Raw genomic sequence first — 13,551 nt, 5'->3', positions numbered from 1 at the left:
CGGTTCCTCAGTTCCCCAGCAGCTGCTTGAGACGATTGATGAGCCCCTGCGTCTGCTCGCTCGGGCGCAGATCGTTCGACCGGTTGGCCCAGGTCAGCGCGTCGGCGTACTTCTCATCCTGCTGGTACGCCGCGGCCACCATGTTCGCCGCGGCGGCGCGGACGGAATCGGTGACGTCGCGCCGGCGGTAGATCGCCTCCGCCTTCTGGCGGGCGGCGTCCCGGAGCGCGGGGTCGAAGATGTCCTCGACGTCGGGGAGGACCACCGTCGCGCGTGGTGGATCGGACGCGCCGGGGTTCGAGGTGCCGCCCGGCGTGGTGCCGGGCGTGGTGCCGGGCGTGGTCCGCCCGCCCGCGGGCCTGACGTTGCCGGGTTCCACCGGTTTCGCGGTGTCGGGGTTGCTCAACTGGGTGACCGGACCGGGGTCGGTGCCCGCCGGCCTGCCGGTATCCGCCGCGACGGGCTGATGAATGCTGTCGCCGGTGCCCGTGCTGTCCGACCCGCCGCCCAGCAGCGCGTCCTTGAACAGGAACCCGCCCCCGCCCAGCACGATCACCGCCGCCGCCACCGCGATCGGCACCATCGGCAGGCCCGCCTTGGCCGGCGGGGCGCTCGGGGCGCGGGACCCGGCCACCTGGGTCGGCGGCGCGGCCTTGGGCGCGCGCCCCGCCGCGGGGTCGACGCGGGTGGCGGGGACGGCGGCCTTGAGGTCCTCCGGCTTGACCACCTGGGTCCCGGCCTCGACGTCCACCGCGCCCATCGAGTGGGTGGCGAGGGCCTTCACCTCGCGGGCCAGTTCGCCGGCGGTGCGGTAGCGCTGGTCGGGATTGCGGGCCAGCGCCCGGTCGATCACCCGCTGCACCTCCGCCGGGAAGCGCACGTCCGGACGCGCCACCGCCAGCGGCAGCGGGTCGTCGGTCAGGCGCTTGATCATGGTCTCCTGCTGGCTGTCGGCGGGGAAGGGGCTCGCCCCCGTCAGCATCTTGTAGAAGACCAGGCCCAGGGAGTAGAGGTCGCTCCGGCCGTCGACGCCGTCCCCCGCCAGCTGCTCCGGGCTCATGTACTCCGGGGTGCCCACCACGAAGCCCGTCTTGGTGACCTTCTGCGCCTTGCCGTCGTCGCCCCCGATGGCCTTGGCGATCCCGAAGTCCACCACCTTGACGGTGTCCTTGTCGCGGGCGGTGATCACCATGATGTTGTCGGGCTTGAGGTCGCGGTGCACGATGCCCAGGTCGTGGGCTACCTGCAGCGCCTCCGCCGTCTGGGTCACGATGGCCGACGCCCGTGCCAGCGGCAGGATCCCGGCGTCTTCCATGAGCCCGCTCAGGCTCTTGCCCTCGATGAACTCCATGGCCAGGTAGATGAGCCCGTCCGGCGTCTCGCCGAAGTCGTAGATGGCGCAGACGTTGGGGTGGCTGATCCGGCTCGCGTTGGCCGCCTCGCGGTTGAAGCGGCTGATGGCGTCCGGGTCGCTCATCGTGCCCGGCATCATGATCTTGATGGCGCAGCGGCGGCCCATCTTCACGTGCTCGGCCAGGTACACCTGGCCCATGCCGCCCTCGCCCAGCTTCTTCGTGATGTGGTACCGCTCGGCGATCACCTGGCCCAGCAGGTCGCCCGCCGCCCCCGACTTCCGGAGCGGCGTGCCGTCCCGCTGGCAGAAGAGCTGGTCGTCGCCGTACTCGGCGGCGCAGGTGGTGCAGACCTTCATGCGATCTCCGCGCGCAGCATCTGGTCCCCGACGAGCAGCCGCGCCCCGGGGGGCACCCGCCGCTCGCCCTTCACCGCCACCGCCACGCCGTTGCGGCTGCCGGCGTCCACCAGCACGAAATCGGCGTCCTCGCTCCGGATGAGGGCGTGCAGCGCGCTCATCGAGGAGTCGTAGGGGAACTGCCAGTCGCCCTGCTCCCGCCCGATCCGCACCGAGCGTCCCGGCGAGAGGGTGAGGAGGTCCCGCGCGCTGCCGTCGCCCCGCACCTGCGCCAGGTTGGCGATGTCGGCCGCGGGGGTGAGGCTCCCCAGCCGGCGGGTGGCGTCCTGTTCCGGCGGACGCGGGCCGGGATAGCCCAGCCGACGGTAGCGCAGGATCTGGCTGCCGAGCAGGATCAGGTCGCCGTCGGACAGCTTGTGGGGCTCCTCGAGGTAGAGCCAGGTGCCGTTCTTGCTCCCCAGGTCACGCAACGTCAGGATGCCGTCGAGGAACAGGAACTGCGCGTGCAGGGGGGAGAGGTAGTCGTCGTCGGGGAAGTTGATGTCGGCGCCCTGCCGCCCGAGCGTGGTCACCGCGTTCACGAGCGCGAACCGCTGGGCCACCTGCCCGCCGCGGTCGAGCAGCGCCAGCTGGGGGACGCTCGCCGGGGCCTTGGCGTTTCCGGGCGTGGGGACCAGCGGCTGGGGCCCGGTGCTCCCGAAGGCGGCGCCGCAGGCGGGGCAGAACTTGGAGCCCTGTTCATTGAGGCGGCCGCAGCGGGTGCAGGCGTGCGCGGCCCGGGCCTGCGTCAGGCGGGTGCCGCACTGGCCGCAGAAGGGCAGGTCGGCCGTGACCCCCGCGTTGCAGCTGGGACACTTGAGGCCGGGTCCGCCCGCCGCGCCACGGGACACCTCGGGTGCCGGGGGCGACATTACGCCACTGCCCCGGACCGGGGCGCGGCGAATCGCCGACCGTTACACGCCAGGCGCTTGATGATGGTGCATTCCTCGGACAAGGGCAGTGCGGGGAAGGGTTCCCTCAGCAATCTAGGATTGCCCGGGTGGAGCGTCAACGGACGATCTGCCCTAAGTCGCGGTGGCTGTGTACCTTGCAGTCCATGGCCCTCCCGCGCCACCGGCGGCACCTCCTTCCCCTCCTCCTGCTGGCCGGCTGCGGCCACCTCCCGGCGCCCGCGGGCCCTGCCCCCGGCGGCCTTCCCCCGGTCCCCGAGGTCCACGGCCCGCTCGACCTCCGGGTGGTCTATCCCGGTCCCAACGATCTGGTCGAGGCACGCGACTCGACCTTCCTGTTCGGGAGCCTGGGCGACGGTCGCGCCACCCTGACCGTCGACGGCGCGCCCGTGCGGGTCTGGCCCAACGGCGCCTGGCTGGCCTGGGTGGCCGTCCCCCCCGATTCGGCCCCGGCCTTCAGCCTCACCGCCCGGACGGCGACCGACAGCGCCCGGCTCGAAGTCCCGATCCACCGCCCGGTGCGCTACCAGCCGCCGGCGGCGGCGGTATGGGTGGACAGCACCAGCGTGAGCCCGGCGAGTCGCGCCTGGTGGCCGGCGGAGGAGTACCTCCCGGTGAGCGTCCGCGCCGCCGCGGGCTCGGAGGTCCGGCTGGTCCTCCCCGACGGCGCGCGGGTGCCGCTCGTGCCGGATCACGCCCCGGGGGAGGTCGCCTGGGGGATCCGCGCCTTCGACCGTGACACCACGCGGCTGGCCCAGCCGCCCCAGGCCGATCGCTACGTGGGGATGCTCCGCGGGCGTGCGCTGGGGACCTCACCGGGCGCCGTCCTGGGTGGAACCGGGGCGGGCTGCTGCCTGGCCGAGGGGCCGGTGATCATCGAGGCGATCCGGGGGGCCGACACCGCGCGGGCCCAGTGGCCACTCCACCTCGCACTACTCGACACGCTGCCCCTCGTGGCGGAGCTCGACGACGACACCGCCGGCCGGGGCGGCAGCGACAGCCTTACTGTTGGGCGCGCCCGTCCGGGCGCCACCTACCACTGGTTCTTTCCCACCGGCACCCGCGGCGTCGTGACCGGCCGGCTGGGCGACGACCTCCGGCTCCGGCTCTCCCGCGGCCAGGAGGCGTGGGTACCCGCCGCCGACGTCGTCGCGCTGCCCCCGGGGACCCCGGCCGTGCGGGCCACGGTGCTCTCCCTGACCGTCACGCCCCTCCCCGACCGGGTGGTGCTGCGCATCCCGCTCACCGCCCGGGTGCCCTTCCGCCTGGAGGAGGAGCGGGGGCGCCTGACCCTGCGGCTCTACAACACGGTGAGCGACATCAACTGGACCCGCTACGGCCCCGACGACCGCTGGCTGCGCGAGGTGCGCTGGGTGCAGGCCGGCTCCGACGAGGTGACCATCACCCTGGAGCTGGCCGGGGCCCTCTGGGGCTACCGGACCCGGTGGAGCCGCAACGACCTGCTGCTCGAGGTGCGGCGCCCGCCGGCGGTGGACCGGCGCCACCCGCTGCGCGGCCGGCGGATCGTGGTCGATCCGGGGCATCCGCCCGCGGGCGCCACCGGCCCCACCGGGCTGCGCGAGGCGGAGGCCAACCTCGCGGTCTCGCTGGCGCTGGCGCGGCTGCTCGAGGCCGATGGGGCCGAGGTGATACTCACGCGACGCACCGACACCGTGCTCGACCTCGCCACCCGCCTCCGCCTGGCCGACTCGGTGGAGGCGGAGGTGCTCGTCTCCATTCACAACAACGCCCTGCCGGACGGGGTCAATCCGTTCACCAACAACGGCTCGAGCGTCTTCTACAATCACCCGCGGAGCCTGCCGCTGGCCCGCGCACTCCAGGCGGCGCTGGTGCGCCACCTCGGCCTGCGCGACCTCGGCGCCGCGCGGGGTGACCTCGCCCTCACCCGGCCGACCTGGATGCCGGCGGTGCTCACGGAAGGGCTCTTCATGATGCTGCCGGAGCAGGAGGCGGCCCTGCGCAGCCCGGCGGGACAGCGGGCGTACGCCCGCGCCGTGCGCGACGGGCTCCTCGCCTACCTGCAACGTGTGGCAGCGGAGCCGGGTGCCGACGTCCCCTAGCCCGAGAGCCGTTCCAGTGGCGTGTCGTTCCCGTCCATCCTTGAGACTGATGCCGATTCGTCGCGTCCTCGCCATCCTCTGCCTCGTCGCGGGTGCCGTTACCGGCGCCGGGCGGCTCGTGGCCCAGTCCCCCGAGGACCGGGTCGCGGTCGAACGCTTCCGCGACTCGCTGGACACGGTGGCCGACAGCGCCCCGGTCATCGCCCTCGAGCAGCGCCTCATCGCCGCCGCCCGGGCCGACCGCAACAACGCCATGCGCCACCTGCACCTCGGCTTCGTGGCCCTGCGCCTCGGCGAGCTGGGCAGCAAGACCCGCTTCGAGGACGCCGCCGGCGAGTTCCAGTGGGCCACCGAGCTGGAGCCCGAGTGGCCCTGGGCCTGGTACGGGCTCGGGATCGCCGAGGACCGGGTGGGCGACAGCGAGATCGCCCTGGTGTCGGGCCTCCAGGCGATGTTCGGCAAGGATCACCTCACCCGCGCCGCCAACGCGTACGCCCGCTCGATCCAGGCCGATCCTTCCTTTGTGCGCGGGCTGGTGGAGCTCGCCGCCACCGCGCTCCGGCAGCGGATCAACGTGAAGACCGCCCTGGCGCGCGAGGCGCTGCGCCAGGCGGCGGCCACCAGCGCCGCCGCCAACCCCGAGGTGCTGCTCTTCCGCGGCCGCCTCGAGCGTGAGGTCGGCGACGTCGACTCGGCCCGCGTGGCCTTCCAGGGGTATCTCGACCGGGGCGGCAACGAGGGCCTCGGCCTGCTCGAGATGGCCCGCACCGAGCTCGTGGCCGGCCAGCTCGTCGGCCAGCGGCCCTACTACCAGGGGGCCGTCCTCGATGACCCCGCGTCGGTCCGGGAGTACCGCGCCGACCTGGCCCTGGTGGCCAACGACAGCGCGCTCGCCGAGTACGACGTCAGCACCGGCGCGCGCCGGGTGGCGTTCCTGCGGCGCTTCTGGAACCAGCGGGACCGCGCCGAGCTCCTGGCCGATGGCGAGCGGCTGCGGGAACACTACCGCCGCCTGTACTATGCCAAGCGCACCTTCCGGCTGGTCTCCTCGAACCGCCACTATGACATCGTCGAGCGCTTCCGCAGCGGCAGTCGTGACTACGACGATCGCGGCATCATCTATATCCGGCATGGCGAGCCCACCCGGCGGGCCACCTACAGCGCGCCCGGCGTGCAGCTCAACGAGTCGTGGATGTATGAGCGGGCCGACGGCAACATGGTGTTCCACTTCCTGGCCCGCGAGGACGTGCAGGACTACAAGCTGGTGGAGAGCCTCTTCGACGTCCTCGGCTTCAGCGACGCCCTGGCCCTGCGCGGCGACCGCGACAATACCGCCACGGGCCGGGTCAATGAGCTGCTGCTCACCCGGGACCGGCTCGACCCGGTCTACGGCCGGCTGATGCAGGCCGGGAGCGCGGGGTCGCAGCGCTACCTCACCGAGGAGCGCCGGCTGGGCCGCCACAGCATCGACCGCGGCACCCGCAGCGACAGCTACGAGCTGAGCTACGCCCGCAAGCTGCGCCTGATGACCGACGTGGTGGTGGCCGGCCAGGACTCGTCCGGCAGCTTGCTCCACGTCTCCTACGCGATCCCCGGCTCGGCCCTCAAGCCCATGGTCTCCGAGCAGGGCCACCTCTATCCGGTGCGGGTGCGGTTGAGCGTGGTGGACCGCACCGGGCGCCCGGTCGTGGCGGTCGACAGCACCCGCTACTTCCTGAACGCCGTGCCGGTGCCGGACAAGGAACACCTGGTGGGCGAGCTCCGCGTCCCCGTCCTCCCCGGACGGCTCACCTACCGGCTGGCGGTGGAGCAGGGCAGCGACAACGGCGTGGTGCTCGCGGCCGACACCATCACCGCAGGCGACTTCTCGGGCCGGACCTTCGCCCTGAGCGGAGTGGTCCTCGGCAGTCGCGCTACCAACGTCACGTGGCGTCCCGTCCCGACCGACACGGTCTGGTTCAATCCGCTGCGGCGCTACAGCCGGGCGGCGGCCATGCAGATCTACTATGAAGTGTATGGCCTCCCCGCCGGTGCCCCGTTCACCACCGAGGTCATGGTGATCAAGCAGGGCGGAGGGGGATTCCTCGGCCTCTTCGGGTCCCGCAAGCCGGCCATCCGGCTGGGCTTCCAGGACCAGGCAGAGGGTCCCGCCACCCGCCTCAGCCGCGCCGTGACGCTCGACCGCCTCTCCCCCGGCAAGTACGAGCTCCTGCTGATCGTGAAGGACGCCGCCGGCGAGACGCGACAGAGCCTCGCGGGCTTCGAGGTCGTCCCCTAACTCTAGAACTTCAAAGCACTTGACTCACCGCGCCGTTCCCCTCTAGGTTCGGCCATGTTCTGTTCACGGTGCGGAACGGAAGTCGACAAGCCCACGCAGTTCTGCCCCACCTGCGGCCTCGATCTGCGGGTGTCGACCCCGGTCCAGGCGATTGCCACCGGCGATGTCACCGAGCTCGACATCGTCCGCGAGGCCCTGGCCGAGGAGTACGAACTCCTCGAGGAGCTGGGGCGCGGCGGCATGGCGATCGTCTATCGCGCCATGGACAAGCACCTCGAGCGCGAAGTCGCCATCAAGGTGCTCCCCTTCTCGCTCGCCTTCGACGCCGAGTTCGTCGAGCGCTTCACCCGTGAAGCGCGCACCTCCGCCCAGCTCGAACACCCCAACATCATCCCGATCTACCGCGTCGGGAAGACCGGCCGGGTGATTCACTTCGTGATGAAGTTCCTGCGCGGAGGGTCGTTGTCGCGGGTGCTGGCCGAGCGCAAGAAGCTCAACCCGCCCGAGATCCGGAAGCTGCTGGCCGACGTGGGGAGCGCCCTCGGCTACGCGCACAAGCGCGGCATTGTCCATCGTGACATCAAGCCCGACAACATCATGTTCGACGAGTTCGGGCAGTGCGTGGTGACCGACTTCGGCATCGCCAAGGCGGGGAGCGGCTCCAAGCTGACCGGCACGGGCATGTCCATCGGCACGCCGCACTACATGAGCCCGGAACAGGCCCGCGCGCAGAGCACCGATGGCCGGAGCGACCTCTACAGCCTCGGCGTGCTGGCCTACCAGGCGCTGGTGGGCGAGGTGCCCTACGACGGCGAGGACAGCTTCTCCATCGGCTACAAGCACATCATGGAGCCGATCCCGGTGCCGCTGCTCGACACCGTCGAGGAGCGGCGGCTGTTCGAGATCATCAAGCGGCTGATCGCCAAGGATCCCTTCGACCGGTTCCAGGACGCCGACGGACTGCTCAAGGCACTGGAAGGGCAGCCGCGGGAGTCGGTGATGCAGCGGCGGGTCTCCGCCGCGCAGGCCATCCTGGCGGTCCAGTCCACGGCGCCGCTGTCCGCCTCATCGGTGCCGCTCAATCCCGTCTCCGGCTCCAATCCCGCGCAGCCGCGGCGTCCCTCGGACTCGGTGATGCTTCCCGGCGAAGCCCGCCGCCCGGTGATGCGCCGGTCGGTGGTGGCGCAGGAGCCGCCGCCGGTGAGCTGGGTGCCCTGGGCGCTTGCCGGCATCCTGGTGCTCGGGTTCATCCTGGGCGGGCTCTACCTGTACCGTGCCGGCGTGCTGGGCGGCCCCGTCCGGCCCGACAGCGCCCCTGCCGCGGTGCCTGCCGACTCCCTCCAGGCCGACAGCGCGCTGCTCGATGACGCCGACGGCGGCACCGAGCCTGGCCGTTTCGGCGACCCGTCGTCCGGTGAGGCGCCGATCAGCCGGCCGGCGGCGGCCCAGGCGGCCCCGGAGCGGCCGCCGGCCCCGGTGTCCACCGACAGCGGCACCCTGCAGTTCACCCCGCTCCCGTCCGGGACCGCGCTGTACATCGACTCACGGGTCGAGACCCGGGTCGGCTCCGGGATCCGGCTGCCGGCGGGCTGGCACGAGATCGGGATCTCGGCGCCCGGGTTCGCCCTCTACATTGATAGTGTCCGGATCGAGCCGGGGCGGACGGTCACGCTCTCGCCCAACCTGAGCGCCAGCAACTCCCCGACGCCGCCGGTGGGCTCGGCGGCGGAGTTGCGTCAGCGGGCACTCGCCCGGCTCGATTGCGACAATCCCTCGGCTGCCAACCGGTTTGGCCAGGCCTGCTACGACTCACGGCCCCAGCCCCTCGGCCCACTCCGCGTGGGCGTGCCGGCCGGGGTCCGGGGGACGCCGAGTCCGGTGATTCTGATCGTGAAAGTGTCGCGACAGGGCCGAACGCTCGCGATCAGGACGCGACAGCGCTCCAGCGACGATCGCTTCACCGCGGCCGTCGAGGCCTATGCCCAGTCGCTGCAGTGGACCCCCGCCATGCGCGAGGGCCAGCCGGTTGATGGCTGGACTCAGGCGCCCTTCCAGCCCGACATCCCATGAGCACTCCCCGGATTCACCCCACGGCCTTTGTCGCGCCCACCGCCGCCGTGATGGGCGACGTGGAGCTCGGTGAGGAAGCAAGTGTCTGGTACGGCGCGGTGCTCCGTGGCGACACCGACCGCATCCAGGTGGGGGCCCGGACCAATCTCCAGGACGGCACGATCATCCACGTGGACGAAGGGGTCCCGTGCCGGGTCGGGGAGCGGGTGGGCGTGGGGCACCGGGTGATCCTGCATGGCTGCACTGTCGAAGATGACTGCCTGATCGGCATGGGGAGCATCATCCTCAATGGTGCAGTGGTGGGGCGGGGGAGCTTCGTGGGGGCCGGGGCGCTCATCCCCGAGGGGATGGAGGTGCCGCCAGGGATGCTGGTGATGGGCATGCCCGCGCGGATTGTCCGTCCGGTGGACGAGCGCCTGGCTTCGCGGATCGCGCAGACGTGGCAGCATTACGTGACGCAGGCGCGCCGGCATCGCTCTGGCTCTTTTCCACTTGTCAAGTGACGGCGGCGCGGTTGGCGAAGGCGAGTGGGCGCTCCCGGAACGGCCGCGGATTGATCGTCGGCACCTTTGTGATGTGAAAAGCAGTTTTCCGCGCGATTGCGTGGGTTTCCCGCGTATTGTCGTTGGGCCCCTCCGTTTCTACTTTTGACTCCCCCGAAGTTGACGATTCCGTGATCTGACAACGGCTGTTTGGTGACACCTCTCGCCCCGACTGCAGGGACCGCCATGGCGATTTCCAACGATTCGAAGCACGTGCTCGACCTGTCCGCCAACGCCATCACGGTGCTGGAAAAGCGCTACCTGATCAAGGATGACCAGGGCAAGCCCACCGAATCGTCCCCCGACCTCTTCTGGCGCGTGGCCCGCACCATCGCGGAGCCGGATCGCCGGTACGGCGCCTCCGCCGGGGCCGTCGAGGCCCTGGCCGAGGCGTTCTTCGGCCTGATGGCCCACCGCATGTTCATGCCGAACAGCCCCACCCTGATGAATGCCGGCCGGCCCCTGGGCCAGCTGTCGGCGTGCTTCGTGCTCCCGGTGGAAGACGCCCTGTCCAACGGCCGCAGCGGCATCTACGACACGCTGCGCTCCATGGCCTTGGTGCACCAGTCCGGCGGGGGCACCGGCTTCTCGTTCTCGCGGCTGCGGCCCAAGAACGACATCGTCCGGTCCACGATGGGCGTGGCCAGCGGGCCGGTGTCGTTCATGAGCCTCTATGACGCCTCCACCGATGTCGTGAAGCAGGGTGGCACCCGCCGGGGCGCCAACATGGGGATCCTCCGGGTGGACCACCCGGACATCATGGATTTCATCACCTGCAAGGACGACATCACCAAGATCACCAACTTCAACATCTCCGTCGCCGTCACCGACGCCTTCATGGCGGCGGTCGAGGTCGATGGCGAGTACGACCTGATCCACCCCAAGACCCAGCAGGTCGTGGGCAAGCTCAAGGCCCGCGAGGTCTGGAGCCGGATCATCCACGGCGCCTGGAAGACCGGCGAGCCGGGGGTGTTCTTCATCGATCGCGCCAACCAGTACAACCCGGTGCCGCACCTCGGCGCCTACGAGGCCACCAACCCCTGCGGCGAGCAGCCCCTGCTGCCGTATGACGTCTGCAACCTCGGCTCGATCAACGTCGGGTACTTCGTCAAGGACGGCCAGGTCGACTGGGAGCACCTGCGCCAGGCGATCCACCTCTCGACCCACTTCCTCGAGAACGTGATCGACGCCAACAACTACCCGCTGCCCGAGATCGACGACCTCTCCAAGCGCATCCGGCGCATCGGCCTCGGCATCATGGGCCTGGCCGACCTGCTCATCCGGCTGGGCATCCCGTACGACAGCGACGAGGGCGTGGAGATGGGCCGGCGGATCATGGCCTTCCTCGACGAGGAGGCCAAGGTCGAGTCGGAGCGGCTCGCCAGCCAGCGTGGCGTCTTCCCGGAGTGGGAGAAGAGCATCTGGGGCCCCGACGCCAGCTGTGGCCGGGATGCCCAGGGCAATCGTGTCCGCCCCATGCGCCGCCTGCGCAACTGCAATGTCACCACCGTGGCGCCCACCGGCACCATCTCGATCATCGCCGGCTGCAGCTCCGGCATCGAGCCGCTGTTCGCCGTGGCCTTCATGCGCAACCAGGCCGGCGTCCTGATGCCGGACGTCAACGAGGATTTCGTTGCCACTGCCCAGCGCGAGGGGTGGTATTCCGAGGCCCTCATGAAGCAGATCGCCGAGGCCGGCACCATCCACCTCCCCGAGGTCCCGGAGAAGTGGCAGCGGGTCTTCGCCACGGCCAACGAGATCCAGCCGGAGTGGCACATCCGGATGCAGGCGGCCTTCCAGGCCCACAACGACAGCGCCATCTCCAAGACCTGCAACTTCGCCAACGACGCCACCGAGGAATACGTCGAGGAGATCTACCGCCTCGCCTTCTCCCTGGGCTGCAAGGGCGTCACCGTCTACCGCGACGGCAGCCGAGACATGCAAGTGCTCTCCACCGGCTCCACCGCCAAGAAGGTGGCCGAGCAGGCCACCAGCTCCGGCAAGGCGGAGGCCCGCGCCGACCTCGACATGTCGGGAGGCGCCGAGGCGCCGGCCCGCGCCGATGCCGCCGACCTCCATGGCGAGATCGCCGAGATCCGCGCCGAGAACGAGCGGCTCCGCCGCATGGTCCTCGACCTCGAGGCCGAGAACCTGCAGCGTCGCCAGAAGCGCTCCCGGCCCGAGATGCTCCGCGGCATCACCCGGCGCGTCGAGACCCCGCTCGGCACCCTCTACGTCACCATCACCGAGGACGACCGGGGCCAGCCCTTCGAGGTCTTCATGAGCCTCGGCAAGGCCGGCGGGGCCATCATGGCCGACGTCGAGGCCATGGGCCGCCTCATCAGCCTGGCGCTTCGTTCCGGGATCCCGCTCAAGGAGATCCACCGCCAGATCCGCGGCATCAGCTCCGACCGCGCCATCGGCCTCGGCCCCAACAAGGTCCTGTCGGTCCCGGATGCCGTCGGCATCGCCATCGAGAAGTGGATGCAGGAGAAGGCCGGCATCCAGCAGGAGCTGCTGCCCACCGGCGGCCAGCCGGCGGCCCTGCCGCCCACGTCCCTGGTGCCCACCGTCGCGCAGGTGCAGAAGTCGGTGGCCCCGGGCGGCGAGCAGCTCCACTCGGTGCACCAGCAGCCGGTGCTCACCGGTGCCTGCCCCGATTGTGGCTCGCAGCTCGAGTTCGCCGAGGGCTGCATGAAGTGCCACGTGTGCGGGTTCTCGGAGTGCGGCTGAGGTAGGCCGCTCCGCGGCGGCCCTGGCCGCGCGGTGCCCGGGGGGGATGTGCCAGTCGGGGCTGGCCATCCCCCCTTGGCGCATCTCCCGTCGCCCTCCCGGCCGGGGAGGGGCAGATTGCAGCAGCCCCCCGATCCGGCCGGCCCCCTCCGCAGGAGTGCCGATGGACTACCCTCGCGAGTACCTCCCCGCCGCCGAGCTGCCCCGCGCGGCGAGCCCGCTGCTGCAGCACCTGCTCGATACGTACCTCTCCGAGACCAACAAGACCGCCGCCGTCTGGGCCGAGCTCCGCGATGACCAGCTGGGGTTCCGGCCGCACTCGAGGAGCAGCACGGTGGGCGAGATCCTCAAGCACCAGCTCCTCTCCGAGCGGCGCTTCTTCGCCGAGTTCATCGGGCTCGCCGAGCCACCCGCCGCGGAGCTGTTGCCCCCGGGGGAGCCGACGGTGGCGGCCTACATCGACCGGTACGTGGCGCTGGCCCGGCCGCGCCTGGCGGCGCTCGCCGGCCGCGACGAGGCGTTCTGGCTGGGCCACGTTCCGTTCTTCGACGTGACGCGGGAACGGATCTGGGTGTTCTGGCGCCGGGTGCTCCATACCGCGCATCACCGGGCCCAGGTGGGGGTGTTCCTCCGGCTCCTGGAAGACCGCGTGCCGCCCACCTACGGCCCGACCGCCGACGTGACCTGGGCCGCCGCCGACCCCACCCGCACGGTGGCGGCAGCCGAACGCAGGCAGTAGCTTGGCACTCGACGCAGGATTCCGGCGACACACCTTTACCGAGGTTCGTGCCATGTCCGACCAGTCGGGCGAACTCGCCCCGATCAAGCCCGAGCGCATCGCGCAGGAGCTGGCCAAGTTCCACGCCGATCGCCAGAGCGGGAACTTCAAGACTCCCGTGCTCGACCAGAAATTCGCCCGCATCGTGCAGGAGCTGCGCGCGCGTCGCATCGACGGCACCCGCGAGGAGGTCCGGGCCGCCCTCAAGCCGCTGGTGGACAACGGCTCGATCTCGGCCGGCGAGTGCGACCGGCTGCTCACCCAGCTGGGGATGGGGTGAGGCCCACCGCGGCCTGATGTTTCCTTCCCGCGCGGCCAGGCAGACCGTCCCCACCAGGGACGGTCTCGTGTTCCGGGGCCGGTGACCGTGCGCCGGCTCCCGCTCGGTCCCGGCCTCCCGCCCGTCTC

9 protein-coding genes are annotated in these 13,551 nt (G+C 71.2%); 7 read left to right on the top strand and 2 right to left on the bottom strand.

All coding sequences use genetic code 11. From position 1 onward, the window contains the following. Positions 1 to 7 precede the first annotated feature (7 nt). Positions 8 to 1,711 (bottom strand): protein kinase, encoded by a 1,704-nt coding sequence (locus tag IPJ95_13850; GenBank protein MBK7924688.1) that lies wholly within the window; start codon positions 1,709 to 1,711, stop codon positions 8 to 10. Then, the gene (locus IPJ95_13845) at positions 1,708 to 2,622 is read right to left on the bottom strand and encodes an FHA domain-containing protein (protein MBK7924687.1); all 915 of its coding nucleotides are present in this window, start codon (positions 2,620 to 2,622) and stop codon (positions 1,708 to 1,710) included. Before IPJ95_13845 ends, IPJ95_13850 begins: the two co-directional genes overlap by 4 nt. A gap of 185 nt (positions 2,623 to 2,807) precedes the next feature. On the opposite strand from IPJ95_13845, the gene IPJ95_13840 reads away from it, so the two are divergent. The 7 genes from IPJ95_13840 (at position 2,808) to IPJ95_13810 (ending at position 13,423) form a co-directional block, all read left to right on the top strand. After that, positions 2,808 to 4,742: an N-acetylmuramoyl-L-alanine amidase gene (locus tag IPJ95_13840; protein ID MBK7924686.1), complete on the top strand. Its 1,935-nt coding sequence runs from the start codon at positions 2,808 to 2,810 to the stop codon at positions 4,740 to 4,742. Positions 4,743 to 4,791: 49 nt separating this feature from the next. Next, a complete protein-coding gene (locus tag IPJ95_13835; protein MBK7924685.1) occupies positions 4,792 to 7,020 on the top strand; it encodes a GWxTD domain-containing protein in 2,229 nt (742 codons plus the stop codon). 129 nt (positions 7,021 to 7,149) lie between these two features. Further along, the gene (locus IPJ95_13830; protein ID MBK7924684.1) at positions 7,150 to 9,090 is read left to right on the top strand and encodes a protein kinase; all 1,941 of its coding nucleotides are present in this window, start codon (positions 7,150 to 7,152) and stop codon (positions 9,088 to 9,090) included. Then, on the top strand, positions 9,087 to 9,593 hold the full coding sequence (locus IPJ95_13825; GenBank protein ID MBK7924683.1) for a gamma carbonic anhydrase family protein: 507 nt from the start codon (positions 9,087 to 9,089) through the stop codon (positions 9,591 to 9,593). The genes IPJ95_13830 and IPJ95_13825 overlap by 4 nt, the downstream gene beginning before the upstream one ends. A 225-nt stretch (positions 9,594 to 9,818) precedes the next feature. After that, positions 9,819 to 12,365, top strand: a complete 2,547-nt coding sequence (locus tag IPJ95_13820; GenBank protein ID MBK7924682.1) for a vitamin B12-dependent ribonucleotide reductase — start codon at positions 9,819 to 9,821, stop codon at positions 12,363 to 12,365. A 163-nt stretch (positions 12,366 to 12,528) separates the two neighbouring features. Continuing rightward, positions 12,529 to 13,104, top strand: coding sequence for a DinB family protein (locus IPJ95_13815; GenBank protein MBK7924681.1), 576 nt, complete (start codon positions 12,529 to 12,531; stop codon positions 13,102 to 13,104). 52 nt (positions 13,105 to 13,156) lie between these two features. After that, positions 13,157 to 13,423 carry a hypothetical protein gene (locus IPJ95_13810; protein MBK7924680.1) on the top strand — a complete coding sequence of 89 codons (267 nt, stop codon included), beginning with the start codon at positions 13,157 to 13,159 and terminating at the stop codon, positions 13,421 to 13,423. Positions 13,424 to 13,551 lie beyond the last annotated feature (128 nt).

It is taken from the genome of Gemmatimonadota bacterium (assembly GCA_016713785.1).
Classification (GTDB): Bacteria; Gemmatimonadota; Gemmatimonadetes; order Gemmatimonadales; family GWC2-71-9; genus JADJOM01.
Note: the sequence above shows the minus strand (reverse complement) of the source record. Positions and strands in the feature narration are given on the sequence as shown.